17 protein-coding genes are annotated in these 19,397 nt (G+C 65.5%); 7 read left to right on the top strand and 10 right to left on the bottom strand.

The genetic code is table 11. The features are described 5' to 3' along the window. The first annotated feature begins 8 nt into the window (after window positions 1–8). Window positions 9–1,559 carry an AMP-binding protein gene (locus ACO2Q3_RS01010; protein ID WP_423304497.1) on the top strand — a complete coding sequence of 517 codons (1,551 nt, stop codon included), beginning with the start codon at window positions 9–11 and terminating at the stop codon, window positions 1,557–1,559. Between the two features lie 298 nt (window positions 1,560–1,857). Beyond that, window positions 1,858–4,824 (top strand): TonB-dependent receptor domain-containing protein, encoded by a 2,967-nt coding sequence (locus tag ACO2Q3_RS01005; RefSeq protein WP_423304495.1) that lies wholly within the window; start codon window positions 1,858–1,860, stop codon window positions 4,822–4,824. 206 nt (window positions 4,825–5,030) lie between these two features. Here the strand turns inward: ACO2Q3_RS01005 and ACO2Q3_RS01000 are convergent, their stop codons facing one another. Beyond that, on the bottom strand, window positions 5,031–6,893 hold the full coding sequence (locus tag ACO2Q3_RS01000) for an ATP-binding protein (RefSeq protein WP_423304494.1): 1,863 nt from the start codon (window positions 6,891–6,893) through the stop codon (window positions 5,031–5,033). Window positions 6,894–7,728: 835 nt separating this feature from the next. Here ACO2Q3_RS01000 and ACO2Q3_RS00995 point away from each other — a divergent pair. From ACO2Q3_RS00995 to ACO2Q3_RS00985, 3 genes are all read left to right on the top strand, one after another. Continuing rightward, the gene (locus tag ACO2Q3_RS00995) at window positions 7,729–8,235 is read left to right on the top strand and encodes a TPR end-of-group domain-containing protein (protein ID WP_423304493.1); all 507 of its coding nucleotides are present in this window, start codon (window positions 7,729–7,731) and stop codon (window positions 8,233–8,235) included. A 189-nt stretch (window positions 8,236–8,424) separates the two neighbouring features. Further along, entirely contained in the window at window positions 8,425–9,426 is a 1,002-nt protein-coding gene (locus tag ACO2Q3_RS00990; protein WP_423304492.1) for a tyrosine-type recombinase/integrase, read from the top strand. Next, window positions 9,423–9,695, top strand: coding sequence for a tyrosine-type recombinase/integrase (locus tag ACO2Q3_RS00985; RefSeq protein ID WP_423305640.1), 273 nt, complete (start codon window positions 9,423–9,425; stop codon window positions 9,693–9,695). Before ACO2Q3_RS00990 ends, ACO2Q3_RS00985 begins: the two co-directional genes overlap by 4 nt. 12 nt (window positions 9,696–9,707) lie before the next feature. Here ACO2Q3_RS00985 and ACO2Q3_RS00980 read toward each other — a convergent pair whose 3' ends face one another. Beyond that, a complete protein-coding gene (locus ACO2Q3_RS00980) occupies window positions 9,708–10,094 on the bottom strand; it encodes a hypothetical protein (RefSeq protein ID WP_423304491.1) in 387 nt (128 codons plus the stop codon). A gap of 94 nt (window positions 10,095–10,188) precedes the next feature. Next, on the bottom strand, window positions 10,189–10,500 hold the full coding sequence (locus ACO2Q3_RS00975) for a hypothetical protein (RefSeq protein WP_423304490.1): 312 nt from the start codon (window positions 10,498–10,500) through the stop codon (window positions 10,189–10,191). 321 nt (window positions 10,501–10,821) lie between these two features. On the opposite strand from ACO2Q3_RS00975, the gene ACO2Q3_RS00970 reads away from it, so the two are divergent. Both ACO2Q3_RS00970 and ACO2Q3_RS00965 read left to right on the top strand, forming a co-directional pair. Continuing rightward, entirely contained in the window at window positions 10,822–11,208 is a 387-nt protein-coding gene (locus tag ACO2Q3_RS00970) for a hypothetical protein (RefSeq protein WP_423304489.1), read from the top strand. 35 nt (window positions 11,209–11,243) lie between these two features. Next, on the top strand, window positions 11,244–11,663 hold the full coding sequence (locus tag ACO2Q3_RS00965) for a response regulator (RefSeq protein ID WP_423304488.1): 420 nt from the start codon (window positions 11,244–11,246) through the stop codon (window positions 11,661–11,663). Here ACO2Q3_RS00965 and ACO2Q3_RS00960 read toward each other — a convergent pair. From ACO2Q3_RS00960 to ACO2Q3_RS00930, 7 genes are all read right to left on the bottom strand, one after another. After that, a complete protein-coding gene (locus tag ACO2Q3_RS00960) occupies window positions 11,660–13,453 on the bottom strand; it encodes an ATP-binding protein (RefSeq protein ID WP_423304487.1) in 1,794 nt (597 codons plus the stop codon). The two genes, ACO2Q3_RS00965 and ACO2Q3_RS00960, sit on opposite strands and share 4 nt — an antisense overlap. A 103-nt stretch (window positions 13,454–13,556) precedes the next feature. Further along, on the bottom strand, window positions 13,557–15,074 hold the full coding sequence (locus tag ACO2Q3_RS00955) for an ATP-binding protein (RefSeq protein ID WP_423304486.1): 1,518 nt from the start codon (window positions 15,072–15,074) through the stop codon (window positions 13,557–13,559). Then, the gene (locus ACO2Q3_RS00950; protein WP_423304485.1) at window positions 15,071–15,682 is read right to left on the bottom strand and encodes a SpoIIE family protein phosphatase; all 612 of its coding nucleotides are present in this window, start codon (window positions 15,680–15,682) and stop codon (window positions 15,071–15,073) included. Before ACO2Q3_RS00950 ends, ACO2Q3_RS00955 begins: the two co-directional genes overlap by 4 nt. Then, entirely contained in the window at window positions 15,679–16,080 is a 402-nt protein-coding gene (locus ACO2Q3_RS00945; RefSeq protein ID WP_423304484.1) for an anti-sigma regulatory factor, read from the bottom strand. The genes ACO2Q3_RS00950 and ACO2Q3_RS00945 overlap by 4 nt, the downstream gene beginning before the upstream one ends. Beyond that, window positions 16,077–16,445 (bottom strand): STAS domain-containing protein, encoded by a 369-nt coding sequence (locus ACO2Q3_RS00940; protein ID WP_423304483.1) that lies wholly within the window; start codon window positions 16,443–16,445, stop codon window positions 16,077–16,079. Before ACO2Q3_RS00940 ends, ACO2Q3_RS00945 begins: the two co-directional genes overlap by 4 nt. 8 nt (window positions 16,446–16,453) lie before the next feature. Continuing rightward, the gene (locus ACO2Q3_RS00935) at window positions 16,454–17,383 is read right to left on the bottom strand and encodes a protoglobin domain-containing protein (protein WP_423304482.1); all 930 of its coding nucleotides are present in this window, start codon (window positions 17,381–17,383) and stop codon (window positions 16,454–16,456) included. 706 nt (window positions 17,384–18,089) lie between these two features. Further along, window positions 18,090–19,274 (bottom strand): hypothetical protein, encoded by a 1,185-nt coding sequence (locus ACO2Q3_RS00930; RefSeq protein WP_423304481.1) that lies wholly within the window; start codon window positions 19,272–19,274, stop codon window positions 18,090–18,092. Window positions 19,275–19,397 lie beyond the last annotated feature (123 nt).

Raw genomic sequence — 19,397 nt, 5'->3', positions numbered from 1 at the left:
CCGCGGAGGTGCAGCGCCACCACAGCTTGGGCATGATCCCTGCGCTGCACGCGCGGCTGCGGCCGGATACGCCGGCGGTGATCACGCCAGCGGGGAGGCTGACGTTCGCCGAACTCAACGCGAGGGCCAATCGCCTGGCGTCGGCGCTGCGTGACCGCGGCGTCGGCCCGGGCGACCACCTGGCGGTGCTGCTGCCCAACGTCGCCGCCTATGCGGAGGCCTATCTGGCGGCGATGCGCAGCGGCCTGCGGCTGATCCCGGTGAACTCGCGGCTGTCGCCGGAAGAGGTGGCCTATATCGTCCGCGACTGCGACGCCAAGGCATTGATCGCCCACGCCTGCTACGCCCCGGCGGCGCGCCTGGCCCTGGAGAGCCCGAGGCTGGAGGCGCCCCTGGCCGTCGGCGGCGAGATCGAGGGCTTCGACCCCTATGAGGCGGCGCTCGGCGCCGGCCGCCCCGAAGACCCTTCGGACCCGGTCCATGGCCTGACCATGTTCTACACTTCGGGCACCACCGGCCGGCCCAAGGGCGTCTACCGCGCCGTCGCCGAGCCCCGGGCGCCGCAATGGGGGGAGGGGACGCGTAAGGCGTTCCGAGAAGGCGACGTCTGCCTCCTGCTGGGGCCGGCCTACCACGCCGCTCCGCTGGGGCATTCGCTCGCCGACGCCCTGTGGGCCGGCGCCACCCTGGTGATGACCGAGAAGTTCGACGCCGAGGCCACGCTCGCCCTCATCGAACAGCACCGGGTGACCCACGCGCACATGGTCTCGACCATGTTCCAGCGGATCCTGGCCCTGCCGGAGGCTGTGCGGGGGCGCTACGACCTGTCGAGCCTTCACTGCGTGGTCCACGGCGCCGCGCCGACGCCGCTGGACGTCAAGCGGGCGATGATCGACTGGTGGGGGCCGGTCCTGCAGGAATACTACGGGGCCAGCGAAGGCTCCGGCGGCTTCTACATCGTCTCGGACGAATGGCTGCGGAAACCCGGCAGCGTCGGTCGGCGCCTGCCGGACTGGGGCAGCCGCGTGGTGTCGGACGATGGCCGCGACTGCGAGCCCGGCGAGGTCGGCCGGATCTTCTTCCGCATGCATCCGCGCGCGCCCTTCGAATACTACAAGGATCCGGAGAAGACGCAGGCCGTGCTGCTGGACGGGACCTATTTCACCGTCGGCGACATGGGCTACCTGGACGAGGACGACTACCTGTTCCTCACCGGCCGCACGGCCGAGTGCATCATCTCCGGCGGGGTCAACATCTATCCCCAGGAGATCGACGACGAACTGCTGAAGCACCCTGCCGTGCTGGAGGCCTGCACCGTCGGCGCGCCCAACGACGAGTGGGGTGAGGAGGTCAAGGCCGTGGTGGTGCTCCAGCCCGGCGCGAGCGCGGACGAGCGGCTGGAGACCGAGCTGATCGCCTTCATCCGCGGCCGCCTGGCGCCGTTCAAGGCGCCGCGCTCCGTGGACTTCGTCGCGTCGATTCCCCGGTCGGAAGCCGGCAAGGTGCTGCGCGGCCAGGTCCGCGCGCCGTTCTGGGCAGGGCGTGACAAGCAGATCTAGGCGCGGGCTTCGTGGCCCGTGCGTCGCGACGGGCGCGCCAGTACCCGCCGAGTAGAATCGCTGGAACATTCGCTGCCGACGCGGCGCCTGTGGCGCTTGGCGGAGTAATGCGCCTTGCCACGCCCGCCCTGGTCTTGGCGCATCCAGCAGCCGCGCCGCCGGTGAACTTCCGAAAATCCGATCCATGCACATGTCGCATGGAACCATGCGCCCGCCGTCCTTGAGACCATTCAGGCGCAGCCGTAGCCCTACTGGCAAGTGCGCGCTCGAAAGCGCGATCCATTAGGGGGATAACGGGATGCGAGTGAGAACGTCGTGCGCCGTCTATGTCTTCGGCGCGGTCGCAGCCATGGCCGGTACGTCGGCATGGGCGCAGTCCGCGCCGGCCGCCGCCGCGCCAGGCGCGGAGACTGTGGCGGAGGTGGTGGTCACCGGCTCGCACATCAAGCGGCGGGACTATACGTCCGACACGCCGATCGCCACCGCCGACCAGCAGCTGGTCGCCTCGTCCGGCCAGGCCACGCTAGAGGCCAGCCTCAACACCTTGCCGCAGCTGACGCCCTCCGCCGGCGCTTCCGCCAGCTTCGTTCCCAATGGCGGCCAGGCCAACCTCGACCTGCGCGGCATGGGCACGCAGCGCACCCTGGTGCTGCTGAACGGCCGCCGTCTGGAGCCGTCGCTGCCGAACGGCACGGCGGACGTGAACATCATTCCCTCGGCCCTGGTGGACAACGTCGAGGTGATCACCGGCGGCGCCTCGGCGGTGTACGGCTCGGACGCCATCGCCGGGGTAGTCAACATCAAGCTCAAGCAGCATTTCACCGGCCTGGAGCTGGACGTGAACGCCGGCGAGACCACGCGCGGCGACGGCGCGACGCGAGGGGTCACGGTCACCTTGGGTTCAGACTTCGCGGACGGCCGCGGCAGCGGCTTCCTCTCGCTCGACTACCAGGACCGGGACGCCGTCGCGGCCAGCAGCCGCAGCTACCTGCGCGGCTGGGCGCTGTCGACCAACGTGCCCAGCGGTGATGTCATCGCCAACGCGTCCAACCTGCCCTCGACCGCAGTGATCAATTCGGTGTTCTCGGGCTACGGCGTCGCGCCCGGGACGGTGAAGAACAACTCGTCCCTGCAGCTCTCCACCAACCCCGACGGCACGCTTTTCGCCATCGGCGGCGCCATCAACTACAAGGGGCCGGTCGGCAGCCCGCTCTACATCTACACCACGGCCGGCGACCACTCCGCGTCGGCCGCGCAGCTTGGCCTTGTGGTGGCCGCGCAGGACCTCTGGCTCGCCCAGACCCCGCTGAAGAAGTACAGCCTGTTCAGCCACAGCGACTACAAGCTGACCGACAGCGTCACGCTCTACGCCGAGGGGCTCTACACCCACTACGACACCATCACCCAGCAGAACCCCGCGGTGATCGGCTCGTCCTGCTGCACCCAGATCTCCGTGCCCGTCACCAATCCCTTCATCCCGGCGGATCTGAAGACGATCCTGGCGTCGCGGCCCAACCCCAACGCCAACTTCAGCATGACCAGCCCGCTGTTCGCCTTCGGTCCACGGCAGGACCACAATGTGTTCGACGTCTACCAGTTCACCCTGGGGGCGAAGGGCTCGTTGGCGTGGCAGGACATGACCTGGGAGGTCTACGGCTCGCACGGCTACATGGGCTTCCAGGACACGCTTACCGGCTATGCGAGCCTGGCGGCGTTCAACACCCTGCTGTCGGCGCCGGGCGGCGGCACCGGCATCTGCACCGGCGGCTACAACCCGTTCGGGGTCAATCCGCTGTCGGTCAGCTGCCTGCGGTACCTGGGCCGCACCGGCCACAACAATACGGTCTTGCAGCAGGACGTGATCGAGGGCGACGCCCAGGGCAAGCTGTTCCGTCTGCCGGCCGGAGACGCCCGCTTCGCGGTCGGCGTCGACTACCGCCGCAACAGCTACCGACTGGACGTCGACAGCATCATCTCCAGCGGCGACTTCGCCAACACCCCGACGTCCTACAGCACCTTCGGGTCGACCGACGTGAAGGAGATCTATCTGGAACTGCTGGCGCCGGTGGTTCACGACGTGGCCTTCGCCAAGGAGATCAATCTCGACGCCGGCTACCGCTACTCCGACTACAACATCACCGGCGGCGTCTCGACCTACAAGATCGACGCAGACTGGAAGGTGGTGGACTGGCTCACCCTGCGCGGCGGCTATGCTCGCGCGACGCGGGCCCCCAGCGTCGGCGACCTGTTCCAGGGTATCACCGGCTCCCAGGTGTCGATCGGCTCGGCCGGCCAATTCGCTTCGGGCGACCCTTGCGACGCCAGCGGCGCCTACCTGAACCCGGCCAAGAACCCCGACTACGCCAAGGTGCAGGCGCTGTGCACCGCCCAGGGCACGCCGACCGGCTTCACCAACAACCAGCCGAGGCCGCCCAGCACCACACAGGGAAACATCAATCTGAAGCCGGAAACCGCGAACACCTTCTCGGTGGGCACGGTTCTGCGACCTACGTTCAGTGCGCCGTTGCTGTCCAGGATTTCGCTATCGATCGACTATTACAGCATCGACGTGAAGAACACGATGGGAACCGTTGGCGCGAACGCCATCCTCGACAACTGCTACACCGCCTCGACCAATCCGACCTATTCGCTGAACAACCCGTACTGCCAGCTGGTCTCGCGCAGCTCGACCACCGGGCTGATCGCCAACATCTCCAACCCGCTGCTGAACCTCGGCGAATACAAGACGTCGGGCGTCGATGTTCAGGCCGACTGGGCGGCGCCGGTCAGCGCCTTCGGCCTGCCCGATCGCCTGGGTACGGTCAGCCTGAACCTGCTGCTGAATTACCTGGACAGGTTCACCATCCAGTCTACGCCGACCTCGCCGGTGCTCGACTTCGCCGGGACCATCGGCAACACCCAGGTCGACACCTACGCCGACGCCCATCCCAAGTGGAAGGCGACGACCACGCTTGGCTGGGAGATCGGCCCTGTGCGGTCCAACTTCCGCTGGCGCTACATGGACGGGATGAAAAACTTCGCCTTCGTCGGCACGACCTCCACCGGCCCCGGGGCCCCGGCGGTCAGCTACTTCGATCTCGATGTCGCCTGGAAGGTGCGCCACAACTTGGTGCTGCGTGCGGGGATGACCAACATCTTCGACAAGGCTCCGCCGGTTCTGCCGTTCATGTCTGCCGGCACCGACCTCTACACCTACGACATCATCGGCCGGCGCGTTTACATGTCACTCAAGGCGAACTTCTAGGCCGCGGCGGGGAGAGGAGTTGTGGTCGGCGGACCCACATCCGAAGCGGGGCGCCGCGGCCGACCTCGGCATAGGTCTGGCTCCCATGAGGCTTTGGTCGACAAGCCGGGGAACCTACGACGTCGCCTGTAAGCCCGGTAGCGCCTCCACGCCTGGCGTCGCGACAGCGTAGCGGGGCGGTCGCTATTGTGCGGCGGCGGATAGTGTCACATGCCCCCAGCCTTAACGGTGAACGCAGGTCCGCCGCGCTGAAGGGCGGACGCCGCACCGACCTTCTCGAGCGTGCCGATCAGCTCTGCCAGCATGATCGGCTTGGCCAGGTGTCCGTCCATGCCGGCCTCGATGTAGGCCTCGACCTGATGGCTCATGGCGTTGGCCGAGAGGGCATAGATCGGTGTGGCGGCGCGCGCTTCCTGGGCTTCCAGGCGGCGGATCTCTTGGGTTGCACTCATGCCGTCCATCGTCGGCATCTGGATGTCCATCAGCACGACGTCGAACTTGCCTGTCCGCCAGGCCTCGACGGCGGCGAGACCGTCCGCGACAATCGTCGGCTCGCCCCCGATCGCCTCGATGAGAGTCTGGATGAGCAATTGGTTGGTGGCGTTGTCGTCGGCGGCCAGCACCTTGAGCCCGCCAATGTCGGCAATGGGTCGGGCAGCAGGCGCGGTTTGTGCAGGGACGTCACCGATGCGTCTCATCGGCAACCGGGCGACGAAGGTTGAGCCCTTCCCAAGGGTGCTGGCAGCTTCCAACGTGCCACCCATCAGCTCGGCGATCTGCCGGCAGATCGCCAGGCCGAGCCCCGTGCCGCCGAATTGTCGTGTGGTCGAGGCGTCGGCCTGGGTGAAGTTCTCGAACACCTTCTCCAATGCGTCCGCGGCGATGCCGATACCGGTGTCCGTCACCGTGAGGACCACGCTGTGATCTTCCCCAGCGCCTTGCGTCGACAGGTGCAGGGTCACCCCGCCCGTACTTGTGAACTTCAGAGCATTCGAAACCAGGTTCTGGATGAGCTGGCGCAGGCGCAAGGCGTCGCCGAGCCATTGACCGCGGACGGACTCATCGAGCCGCACGTCGAACGCCAGCCCCTTGCCGTCGGCGGCTGGCTGGAAGATGTCCGCCGTCGTGCGGGTCTCCGCCTCAATGTCGAACGGCGCGGCTTCGATCTCCAGCCGTCCGGCCTCAATCTTGGAGAGGTCGAGGATGTCGTTGAGCAGGCTCAGCAGGGCGGCGCCGGACCTCTGGATGACGTCCAGCCGGTCGCGCTGAACCTGGGCCAGGTCGCCCAGGCTCATCACCTGGGCCATGCCCAGCACCCCATTCAACGGCGTGCGGATCTCGTGGCTCACGTTGGCCAAGAACTGCGACTTCAAGGTGTTGGCGTGCTCGGCCTGGTCACGCGCCGCGGTGAGCTCCGTCAAGGTGTCCTGCAGACGCCCATCGTAGGTCTGCAGATCGGCCAGCAAGGCATTGAAGTTCTCGCTGAGCCGGCCGAATTCGTCCGACGAGATCACCTCCACCCGGGTCGAAAAGTCTCGCCAGCGCCTGGCCTTCTGAATGCCGTGATCCAGCGCATAGAGGGGGCGCAGACCACGGCGCGCCAGGGCGCCCGCGACGAAGGCGGAGACGAGGGTCGCGGTCGCGGCAAGGGCGATGGCGATGATATTGTTGCGGCCCAGGTTCTCGGCGATCTGGCGATCGTGGGCCCAGAGGACCGCTTCCCCGATGCGGCGGCCGGCATGAATGATGGGTGCGCGCACCACCAGCCTGCCCCTGGCGTACTCGGCGGACGGAGTCGTGTCGCCGAGCGCGGCCATGGGTTCTGCAAAGTTTCCCGAGCGCACCAATCGGACGGGTTGGCCCGCCGCCGGAAACCAGGCGGCATCGGTGGTCTCTTCGTTGCCACGCGCCATGGCGGCGGCGATGTCCATGTTGACCTGTTGGCCTCGCGCATCGGGTGAAGCGGCTTCTTCACCGACGCGGAGCGCCAGGGCGATCTGGTCGCGCTGCAGCACATCATGGTCGGCGTGCCAGTCTTGCCACTGGAAGGCGGCGAAGGCCAAGGTCAAGGCGCTGATCGTGGTGATCAGGCAGACCGCAACAATCCTGAGCTCGAAAGAGCTCAGCCAGGTGGCTGAGCGGGCTTGCCCGGGATGAGGTGTCGTCGTTCGGACCACGCCGGCGCCTTTCGCGAATGAGCGAAACGTCATGCCGCGCAGACGATTAATCGAACGCCGCCAAGCGGGCCTGCGCGTACATCTGTCGCACGGCCGGGCCTGTCTGGACGTGCGCGCGGTGTTCGCCGTGTTCTGAACGCCGGCAGATGCTCTTCTGCAATTTCCCGCCCTCGAGAGGCGGCCCGCTTGCTTCAATCTGCTCAGGAATATCGATTGCGCCCAGTTGGTCGGGGTGGCCGACGACCTTCAGCGCAATGCTGTCCCAGCAGCGCGCGCGTGGGTGGGCAGCACCTCTGTGATCCGCCGTTCCAGGCCGACGATCGGGTGGCTGAGTCTCGAAACTGTTCGCGATTGGAGCGCAGGCGAACGCGCGCTGCTACCGTGGCAATGTCCAACAGGACGGCCCGGATCCTCCGGGCGGAACTTCCCCGCAATGAAGTGCGCCGGCCGGTGGTGGCCTGGCGAGATCGCAGGACTCAATCAGCGCCGCTCCGACCTGCGAGAGGTGCAGCACTAATCGGGCACGCCGAGGGGCTATCGGCGCTGAAGGCTCGTCGAGCGGCGTGGGGTGAGATTGGCGGGCGCCATCGGCGCCTTTGTCGCGCAGGGGCCACTCACAGATTACAGTGTCATTGAGCGGGAGGGGGGAATGACGAGGACGCAGCGGCACAGGGCCCTCGGGTTTGTCGGGATTTTTGCATGCGGATGGCTGTCCGCGGGGGGAGCCTTGGCGGAACCGCCGGAGAGGCTATCGGCGGTCACGTTGCTTGAGCGCTATCCGCAGTCGCTCGAGCTGTATCGTGCGAAGCGATATGCCGAGGCTGCCGCAATCCTCGAACCCTTCTTTTCCGCGGGCCCGACCAACATGGGCTGGTCGTGGAATTCCGCCATGTATGACCTGGCTTGCGAGGAAGCGTTGGCGGGCCGCCCTGAGAAGGCGCTGGATGTGCTGACGGCCTGGCAGGCTGCGGGCATCAGCGTTTCCGCTGAGCAGCTTGCCACAGACACGGACCTCGCCTCGCTGCACGGCGAACCAAGGTTCCAGCAACTCCTGGCGAGCGTGCGGGTTCAGGACCGCCTGTGGTCCGGCGAACCGGCGCGGGCCGTGGCCTTTGCTCCGACCCTCGGAGAAGACGCCCGCATTGCGGGGCTTTGCACGCTCTGGGCCGAGGCGCGCTTCAACTTCGCCTTTTCGATCGCCGCCCGGATCTGGATTGGAACCAAGCCTATCTAGAGTTCCTGCCGAATCGACCCGGGGGCCTCTCCGGCAGTATCCGATTGCCGCCAGAAACACGCCTTAAGCGCTGAATAACTTGACCTTTTTGCCGCCGGGAGCGCGCTATGCCGAACCAGGGATTTTTCCCGGTTCTGCTTCCCATGTGCTTCCCGGCTGTGGATAACTTTCTGTGGAAACACGACTCATTTGATAGGAATTGGAGTCGCGCGACGTACGCCCAAGCTCACAAAAACGCTCGTCGATGACCTGGCAGCCGACGATCGCGAAAAGATCGTGTGGGATAGCGAACTCAAAGGCTTCGGCGTGCGGGTGAGGCCCGGTGGGGTGAAGACCTACGTTGTCCAGTATCGCAACGCAGATGGCCTCACCCGACGGATGGCCCTCGGCAAGCACGGAGCCCTTGTGCCGGACAAGGCTCGCAAGCTCGCGCTAAAGCAGCTTGGTGCGGTCGCCGGCGGCAATGACCCGACTAGTGAACGGAAGGCCCGGCGCGCCGGCAAGACAGTGTCGGAAATTTGTGACTGGTATCTGGCTGAGGCGAGCGCCGGCCGGCTCCTGGTGCGCACCCGCAAGCCGATCAAGGCAACCACGGTCAAGAACGACCGCACGCGCATCGAGGCCCACATCCGCCCGCTCCTTGGAGGGCGTGCGCTTCGCACGCTGACCCTCGGCGACATCGAGACCATGCCGGCCAAAATCGCGGCCGGTACGACGAAGGCCGGGAGGAGGCGAAGCGGACGCGGCGCCAACACGAAAGGTGGGCCTGGCGTTGCGGGGCGCACTGTGGCGACCCTGCGGATGATCCTCGGTCACTTCAAACGGTGGCAGTTGATCGAACACAATCCGGCGCTGGGGGTCCGGCAGATCGCGAGCAAGAAGAGAACGCGACGCCTGTCGGAGGAAGAAATCGTCGCCCTCGGGGTGGCGATGCGAGAGGTCGACACTCTCGGCGAAAGTCGTGTGGGTCTTGCCGCAGTGACCCTGATGCTGATGACGGGATTCCGGCGGGGCGAGGCGCTGGGGCTTCGGTACGCGTGGCTAGGGTCCAACTGCGTGCATTTTGCGGATACGAAGGCCGGGCCGCAAACGCGGGTGATCGGAAAGGCGGTGAGCGCGCTCGTTCAAAGCCAGAAACGGAGCGACGAGCAGGTGTTCGTCTTCCGAGCGACCGAGCAGAGACGCATCTGATTGCGGCGGACACGACGATCGCGCGGCTTTGCCACTTGGCTGGGTTTAGGGACGTGACGTTGCACACGTTGCGCCACACATTCGCGAGCGTGGCCGCGGACATGGGCTATTCGGAACTGACCATCGCCGGGCTGCTCGGACATGCGGCGCTGGGCGTCGCCCAGCGGTACGTGCATCTCGACAAGGCGCTCGTCGTAGCCGCTGATGACGTGAGCGGTCACATCCTTGGTCTCTTACTAAAGATCCCTCGGGAGGCGCTGGCTGCGTGAGCGCCGCCTGGTTCAAAGCGCTTCGGGCGCTCCGCATGCCAAGCACTGCAATTGCCCCAATTCCATGAGCACAGCGTCGACGAGCGGCTGAGCCCGCATGGCTTCGCGCTGCAGCAGGCGAGCGGCCACAGCGAGCTTGCCTGCAACATCGCGCAGGTTCTTGGCTGGGAGCTGTGATAGCGGCCCTAGCGCGGCATCCCGCCAATTGGAAAGCACATCTAACTCATCGTCGATCTGGAACATTTCGGCGGCCTCCGGGAGCGCCTGCCGCGCCTCCGCGCCCAGAAGAAGCCAACCATGATCACGCGCCACTTGTGCCTCAAGCGTGGCCCAGCGCAGAGTCAGTCGATCGATTTCCACATCCAGTGCGATCCACGCCGCACATCGCTCGACCGTCACACTGGCGATGGACCCCGCCTCGCCGACCGCCCGAACCGTCGATGCACCTAGCGCGCCGCAACTGGTCCGGCCCCCAACCGTTGCCTTTGCCCACTCATGTGCCCTCCTTCCCAGCCGCGATGCCGGCGCAACCGATCTGCTCGGCCGCGGTCCAAATGAGGCCGCCCGCCGTGCCGTATGCTTCGGCCAGGGGCGAAGAGATCAGCGACTGTGTCGCCTTCGGCCAAACGGGGTGGCGCTGATAAAAGGGGGTCAGCTCGGCCGCGAGGCTGGCGAGGGAATCTGGCGCATCACGGAGGCCAGCATGTCGAGCGCAGGCCAGGGCCGCGAGAAGGTCGTGGCCAATGTGAATGCGGTTCCACTCGTCGCTGACGCCGACGTGCAAGAGATAGGCCTTGAGTGACAACTCAACGGTAATGGCGAGAGAGTGGAAGGCTATTTCTGGGAGGGCGTGAGCGCTTCCGGGGCCTCGATGGAAGCCAGCTGCATTGTCGAGGAAGGCCCGTGACAATGTAAGGTCAGGGGTTCCGTAAGCTCCACGGTTCGAGCGGTCGATGTTGCAGCCGGCCTCAGCCCATCGGTGCTCTTGGCTGCTTGTGGGCGTGAAGCGTCCGCGGGTCCGCGCACTACTGCGGCCTGCGGACGATTTGTCGCTGGCGGCCCAGGGGCGATTTCAACGGCGATTAAGGACCATGGTGCAGCGTTTGGCTGTGCGGGAGGCGTCGCCATGTCCATTGAAATTGTTGCACCGGAACGGTTGGAAACCAAAACATCCGACCTGCTTGAAGCACTGGCGTGGGAAGTTGAGCTTGCTGGCGCGCGCTGCATCTTCCTCGATGCGTTGATCGGCGAATTCATACCCGCGGTGGACATGGATCGGCGCGAACGCCTCGTCGAAGGCCTGCATGCTGTCGATCTGCTGAGTCAGCATCTGACGGGTCTTTCGGCCTTCGTCCGACGGTTGGCGGTGGCCGGACCGGGCGAGGCCCTCGACCTGACGCCTGCCCTCTCGGAAATCACGCTCGGCGATCTGGCGAACCGCCTACGCGCCACTCTCGGCGGAGGCGAAGACGCGGACGAACGGGCGGAGGCTGGGGCGCTTGACCTGTTCTGATCGCCAAAGCGCCGTTGCGGAACGAGGTGGTCGCCATGAACTTTGATACGCGCGGCTTGAAAATAATGATCGTCGAGCACGATCGGACGATCCTCGAGATCATCCAGCTGCGCCTGGATGTGGCAGGCTATCATTCAGTAATGGCCCGGACCGGCCAGGCGGCGGTCGAGGCGCTGAGCAGCTTCCGTCCGGCCGCGCTGATCGTCGAGCTCAACCTTCCCGACATGTCCGGCTTGCAGGTATTGGCGTCGTTGAACCGCGGGTCCGACCAATGCGCCATCCCGAGCCTGCTGATGGCCCGTCAGCTCGGCGCCGGTGACGTCCAACGCGCGGTGGGCCTCGGCGCGCGGGATTGTATGACTAAGCCGTTCAGCGGGGCCGAGATCATGACGCGGATCGGCCGTCTCCTCGCCCGCGCAACGGCGCCCGCCGCCGCCTCTGTCGTGAGAGTCTAGCCGCCGACCGCCTTCGCCTCCGGAGCGTCGGCTGACCCCGGCGTCGTCAACGTCTGTTCCAGGACACGGACCAGTGCCGCCATGTCGATTGGCTTGGCGACCGTCCCGTCCATACCGGCAGTTTCGTATTCGACGATCTGATGTGTCATGGCGTTGGCGGTGACCGCGATGATTGGCGTGCGCGCCCGGCCGCTCTGTCGTTCCCGTGCGCGGATCGTCGCGGTAGCCGTCAGTCCATCCATCTCAGGCATCTGGATGTCCATCAGAACCACATCCCAGTCCTCCGCCTCCCAGGCGGCCACCGCCTCCCGGCCGTCGTTCACGAGGACGGCTTCTATGCCGATCGCGCCGAGCAATGTTTTGAGCACCAATTGGTTGGTGGCGTTGTCCTCGGCCGCCAGCACCTTGAGCGCCGAAGCCTCGGCCAACGGACGCGAAGGCTCGCTTGCCGATGCTGTGAGCCGTTCGAGCGGCACGCTCAAGGTGAAGATCGAACCCTGGTCCGGTTCGCTGGTGGCTTGAATCTCGCCGCCCATCAGGATGGCGAGGTTGCGAGACACCGCAAGGCCAATCCCTGCCCCGCCATACCGTCTCGTCAGGGCGCCGTCCGCCTGGAAGAAACCGTCAAACAGTTGCGAAAGATCGCCGGGAGCGATGCCGATCCCGGTGTCGGTCACCCGGAAGACCACACGTTCCTCGATCCTGTCGACTGCGAACAGGACGCGACCAGCTTGAGTGAATTTCACCGCATTGTCGCACAGGCTGTGGAGAATGCGCCGCAGGCGGCCGGAATCGCCAAGATAGTGCCCGTTCGCGCCGACGGCGACGTCCAGGTCGAACGAAACGCCCTTCTTCTGCGCAAGCGGATAGTAGGCGGCCGCGACGCCGCGCACCAAGTGTTCCAGGTCGAACTCCACGTTGTCGAGTTCGAAGGCGTTGGTCTCGATCTTGGAGAGGTCCAGCAGGTCGTTGAGGACGGAGAGCAAAGTCTCGCTGGAGCGCCGGATGATCTTCACCCGCTCGCGTTGCGTCGGCGTGAGGCTGTCGCTGGTCAGGGCCTGGGCCATGCCAAGGACGCCGTTCAGCGGCGTCCGCAACTCATGGCTCATGTTGGCCAGGAACTCGGACTTGGCGCGGTTGGCCGCGGTCGCCGCCCGTTCCCGCTCTTCCGCGGTCTCGCGAGCGCCCATCAACTCCACCCAGGCGCCAGAAAGCTGTGCGCGGGCCGACCAGAACTGGACCGCGAACATGGCGATGGTGAACACAGGGGCCAGGGCCGCCAGATAACGACCATCCTGCACCGCTGACCGGGTGAGGCCGATGTCCACCAGACCAAGGATGATGAAGTAGGGCGAGAGACTGATCACCAGGACCCTTGGAGAGCGGTAGTAGCGCATCAGCACGTGCACCATCGAGGCGCTCATGAGAGCGAAGGCGAAAAGCCTCTCTCCAGGCCCTCCCTTGGCGATGAGCACCAGGGCGGCCAGGGCATAGATGCTGGTGGCGAGGAAGCGCAGGCAGGGCGCCCAGACTCGAGCGAAGCTCGCGGGCGCACCGCCCTTGGCCAATCGCTTGAGCACCTGGTTTTCCGCCATGATGGCGAATGCAGCGGCCGTCGCCCAGCCCAGCACCAACGGCCAGTCGAGAAGGCTCAGTCCGATGAGGCAGACCATTGTGAGGCCGAGTCCCTGGACCACCAGGTTGCGACTCAGATGGATGGAGAAAGCGATCGGATGAGGCTGCTCCACCTCTCGTGTCGCCAGCCCCGGTTTCCCGGATGACGTCAGCATCCTCGCGATCCTCCCTCTGAGTTTTCGGGAGAGCGTGCCTGAATCTGATTAACAACCTGGGGTTATCCAGAAGGTGGACTTGCGTCAGAGCGTCCGCTTGTCCTCAGGCGGCCGCGCGCAGCAGCTCGTGGATCCGGTCGCAGAGGCGCCGGGCGTCATAGGGCTTGGTGATCACAGGTAGCGCCTTTTGCGTGGCCTCTGCCACGGCGTCGCTGTAGCCCGTCGCCAGGAGGATGGGCAGCCGCGGGTAGCGCCGTCGCACCTCGTCGGCCAACTGAACGCCATTCATTCCCCCCGGCATGATGATATCAGAAAACAACAGATCAATGGGCTCGCCGGCGCCAAGCAGATCGAGCGCCGCCTTGGCCCGATGCGCGAGCTTCACCTCGTAGCCACACCCGGTCAGGAGTTCACCCGCGAGCTGCGCGACCTCGACGTCGTCGTCCACGACCAGCACCCGCCCGGAGCCGTCTCGCGCCGTCGGATCGATCACGTCGCTGGCAAGCTCGGCAGGAAGTGCGGCAGTTGCGGGCAGATAGAGGCGGAAGGTTGTCCCTTGTCCGACGACGCTTTCCAGTTCGATCGCCCCTCCCGACTGGTGGACGAACCCATGAACCTGACTGAGGCCCAGCCCCGCACCTGGCCCAAGCGCCTTGGTCGTGAAGAATGGCTCGAATACACGCGGTACGATCTCGGGATCGATCCCCGCGCCCGTATCGGTGACGGAGATGACGACGAAGTCCCCCTCAAGCCCGAGTCGACCGTCGGCAATCCTGCAGTCGGCGGCAGAAAGGCGCAGAAGTCCGCCCGTGGGCATGGCGTCACGCGCGTTCACCGCCAAGTTCAACAATGCCAACTCCAGCTGCGTCGGATCGATGCGGATCGGTCGCAGTGGGGGAGCACCTTCGACTTCGATTACGATGTCGCCGCGCAAGGCGCTGGCGAGCAACGCCCTAGCCGAGTCCAACCAGGGCGCGACCTCTAGCACTCGCGCCTCCAACACCTGCTGGCGCGAGAAGGTCAGGAGCTGCTTAACCACCTGGGCGCCGCGCTCCGCGCCGCCGACAGCGGCCTCAAGGAAACGCTCGATGTCGTCACCCAGGCGCAGACGCCGTTGTGCGAGCTGCAGGTTGCCGAGTACAACGGTCAGAAGATTGTTGAAATGGTGCGCAACGCCGCCGGCGAGTAGCCCCACGGCCTGCAGCTTCTGTGCATGTACAAGGGCGGTTTCGACCCGCTCACGTTCAGCGACTTCCGATTTCAGCGCTTGATGTGCGCTTGCAAGCGCGGCGTTGGTTTCTGTGAGTTCGGCGTTCGAGGCGCTGAGCCGCGCGTTCGCGTCCTCGAAGCCCCGTAACATCATCTCGAAGGGCGACAGGCACTCCGCAAGAAATTCGGTCGCCGGCCCAATGAGACCAGCCACGTCCTTCGAGGATGACTGGCCGAGGGCATCCGCGAGAGCGGCCTGGTGAACGAGGATCAGGTCGACGACCCCGAGGCGGAGACTCAGGGCGACACGGCCCACTTGATAGGCTTGGTGCAGCGCGCTTTCGCCGCCTCCGGCCAGATGCTGGCGGAGGGCATTGCGATAGAGTTGGTCGAACTGAGGCGTGGCGGTCATGGCGCTCGGCCCAGGTAGCGGACTACGAGCACCAGCGCATCGTCCGTCTCCTTGCCATAGCGATCCAGCACGGCTTCCGCATGGCTCCGTGCAGGCCGTCCAAACGGCGAGTCCAGAACGAAGTCGTGTCCGATGCCGTCGGTGGCCATAATCAGGACGTCGCCAGCGGCGATCGGCAAGCTGACGGCGCGCGGTGCCGGAAGCTGGTATCCGACGACGCCGCTGCGAGGAACGATCGTCTCACGCGGCGGTCGTGCGTCCGGCGACGCTCTGCAGAGCGTCGCCTCGACGTTGCCGACTGCCGCCCACGTCACCCGTTCGGTGCGCGTGTCGATGGCGGCGAGCGTCATGACGGCTCCCCGGCTGCCGCGTAGCGCCGCGTGGCAGCGCTCGATCAAGTCACCCACAGGACGCGCGGGATCGCCGGACAATACTTCCGCAGCCCGGCACGCCACGCGCGCGGCTTCCGGCCCGTGCCCGAGACCGTCAATCGCCCCCGCGAGCACCCCGCCATCGAACGGCGCCACGACATGCTGATCGCCTGACTCGATCTCGCCGCGGAATGGACGGGCGGCGACCCCCCATTCGATTGCGCTAAGCTCGCTCATCGGCGCCACTTGCGCATGACCACGGTCGTTCCCTTGCCAACCTCGGATTCGATCTCGAATTCGTCCATCAGCCGTCGCGCCCCCGGGAGCCCTAGGCCCAGGCTCTTGCCAGTGGAAAAGCCGTCACGCATAGCTTGGTCGATGTCGGCGATACCGGGACCATGGTCCTGCGCGATGACCTGCAGGCCGCTCACGCCGTTGCGTTCGGCAAGATCGAGCAGGATCTCGCCGTGGGCAGCGTAGGCGACGATGTTGCGGGCGACTTCGGAGATTGCCGTGGCGATCAGCGTAAGGTCGCTTCCGGTGAAGCCGGCTTTCGTGGCGAGTTCGCGGCCCAGTTGCCGGGCCGTGACAATATCGGCGTCCCGGCTGACGGCGACCCTGAACGCTTGGGTCACGGCGCGCGATCCGCAATCAGCGAGCGCCTGAGCAGCTCAAGCCCTTCTTCAAGGTCTAGCGCCGTGGGTACGCCCTTCAGCGTCAATCCAAGCTGCACGAGCGCCATGGCTACCTCGGGCTGGATGCCGACAACCACGGTCTCGGCGCCGCGAAGTCGCGCCGTCGCGGCGATCCCCCGTAAGGTGCGCGTGGCGAACGAGTCCATGACATCCAGGGCCGTGACGTCGATCACGACGCCGCGCGCCCGTAGTCGACCGATCTTTTCGGCGAGCTCGTCCCTGAGCCCGAGCAGATCGTGATCTGTCAAAGCCGCCTGGATGGAGGCGATGAGGATGGCGCCCTGTTTGAGGATCGGGACCGACATGCGCGCCGCTACCCCGCGACGGCCTGATCGGCGCGCACGACGTCGTAGCCGAGGATGCGCTCGGCCGCCTCCAGCCCGCCTTGCAGGTCCCCCAGCGTCGTGATCCGGCTGAGATCGATGCCCAGCGTCACCAGGGACTGGGCGACGTCGGCGGAGACGCCCGTGATGATGACCGCTGCGCCCATCAACGCCGCCGCTTCTACGGCCTGGATGAGGTGGTTGGCGACTTTGGTGTCCACCGTGGCTACGCCGGTGATGTCCATGACGACCACCCGGGCTCGGTGCGCGCGGATCGAACGAAGCAGATTGTCGGTCAGTTGCTTGGCGCGCTGGGTGTCCAATACCCCAATGATCGGTAGGATCAGCAGTTGCTCGCGAACCTGCAAGGTAGGGGTCGAGAGCTCGCGGATCGCCTCCTGCTGCTGAAGGATGGTTTGTTCGCGATCGGCCATCATAGCATCGACGATGACGGCAATATCGAAGAAGGCGACCTTCTTGAGCGAGACGAAGTGCTCGAAGCCGACCACTGCGTCCGCTGGGTAGCGCATCATCACCCTACGCCCGACAGAAGCCATCATCGCGTGGAAAGCGCCCATGAAGATGCTGACCTCGAGCGCGGCGCGGCTATAGAGCTGCCCAAGCCGGAAGCGTTGTTCGACATACGTCAGACCATAGTCACCGGAGACCATCGCCGTCAGATGTTCACGCTTGAGCCGCCGCGCCTCGTCCAGCAGTTCCGGACGCCCGGTCAGCCCCTTGGCCTCATCGAACTTGGCAAGGTGCCCAAAGAAGGCCTCAACGTGCTCGTCGAGGTGCGTCAGGACGTCGGCGCGCACCTCTGTGATCCGCTCGAGGTCCTCGGATGCGAGGTTGACGAACGCCAAGCGCCTTTCGATGTCGCTGGGTGCGAACGCGGTCATGCGAAACGGCTGCGCCAATCGGGACTCTGACAAGTCGCTTCCTCCAACGGCGAAGGCGTCTGCAAGGCCTACGGCGCGCCTCGGCCAACAGGCGAAGGCCCAAGCCTAGCTCTATCGCGCCGTTTGACCAGCAGGATTCTAGTCTCTCAGGTTGCGGTCATATATTCGTTTCAATCTCCGGGCGGCGGGAAGGGGACGCTTAACCGATCTGCGGCATGGTGAAGCGCCCGCAGCCTAGCTGCGAATGGAGGAGTAAGGAGCGCTATGGGCAGTTGCGACGGCAGCGCGATCATCCAGGGCATGCAGGTACTTGTCGTGGAAGACGAAGCGATGCTGGTTTTCATGCTGGAAGACATGCTCTCCGATATCGGATGCGCTATGGCTGGGTCGGCCGGTTCCGTGGCCCAGGCGCTCGCCCAGATCTCAGCGCTTCCAAATATAGAAGCTGCGATTCTCGATGTCCACTTAGGCGGAGAAACAGTATTCCCGGTCGCTGACGTGTTAGTGCAACGACGCATCCCGTTCGTCTTTTCGACGGGTTATAGGCCGGCCGACTTGAGTGTGCGCTATCCAGGTAGCCCCTTACTCGCCAAACCCTATCCACCCTCGGCGCTTGCGAGCGTGCTTGCTGACCTTCGACAGTCGTCATCTAGGAGCGGCCGAACGAATCCATAGAGCCTCCGAGCTCGGCGATGGGGGCGATTGGCCCCGATGGGCCGTCCCCTCAGGCTGCGCGTAGGGGCAGCCGCGAAGCGGCAAGCTCTGGCTGGTGTGGGGGACGATCCAGTGCCGATGAGACCGCGCGGCCGGTTACAAAGGGAATGCCTAGGGCGAAGCACAGCTCGAGTTCAGTATGTGTCCGCACATTGGTTGCCGCAGACCAAATTCGCCGCGCCTTATAAGCCTCGCGGCGATTGCCGAAGCGACGGATGGCCGCAAGGCGGCTCTTGGCGTCGCCGTCTGGCACCACGAAGGTTACGCTGTTAACGCCCTCATGGGGCAGGGCCTCGACGGCGAAGTCTGGGTCGCTCACCTGAAGGTCGATGGTGCCGAAATATCGACGCAGGAAGTCGGTCAGGATCGGGATCGTGCGATATGTCAGCTGGCGCGGCACGTCGTAGACCGCCGCCGCGGTCTGGGCGCGGCGTCCCGCCGGCAGGCCCTCCATGAATCGTGCATGGCGGTCGCGTTCGATGCCATGGATGATCGACCCGAAGCAGACCGGGACGAACAACAGACCGCTTCGCCCCGACAAGATTTCCAGAGCGCGGACCGTCGCCGCGGTGCTCCTCTCATCGTATTCGTGGGCGGACTGGGCATCAGCGGGGCGTAGGCCTTCCTGGAGGTTGAAGCGTTCCGTCTCGGCCGCCACAAGGCAACCGACGAACCGCTCACGAGGCGTGAAGTAGACGCCGTAGAAAACCGGATCGACGTCTTGTACCCGGGGCGGGAGGTTTCGGCCCTCCACGGTCGGCGCGTTGGATTGGGTCGGCGGTCCCGCACCAACGACGTCAAGCGGCGAGACGCGCGTGATCTGACCGACGAATGGCGGATGATGCTCGCCACCGCCCAGCAGATGTTCGAGAGCCTGGGCGCTCAAGGCGGCGAAACGGGCAACTTCCTCGGCGGCTCCCTCAAACGCGACAAGGGTAACTTCACCCTCGCCTTCCGCGCCGAAGAGCTTCAACTGCAGGTCAGTCGCCATATCCTCGAGGTAGAGACGATCCAGCCGTCCGCCGCGCGGCTCGACCAGTAGATAGGCGCCTGCCGCTAGCACTTCATAGCGCCGGGGGAATGCCCAGCGAGAGTCAAGGAAGGCCTTGGCGAACTTGTCGATCAAGGCTTCGAGCCCGAGGCGGCTCGCCATGTTCGCCGGGGTCAAAACCCGGAGGCACGCAAAGCTGGCCATGTCTGTCACACGTCCTGGGTGTCTTGCCGTTGAAACTATAGTTTCCCGCGTTTGTCACCGGAAGCGGGTTTCCATCTGCTAACGTCGAGCTGCGGCCGGTGGCCGCACAGCAAGTCCGCTTGT

Source organism: Caulobacter sp. KR2-114, from assembly GCF_049446115.1.
GTDB lineage: Bacteria > Pseudomonadota > Alphaproteobacteria > Caulobacterales > Caulobacteraceae > Acaudatibacter.
Note: the sequence above shows the minus strand (reverse complement) of the source record. Positions and strands in the feature narration are given on the sequence as shown.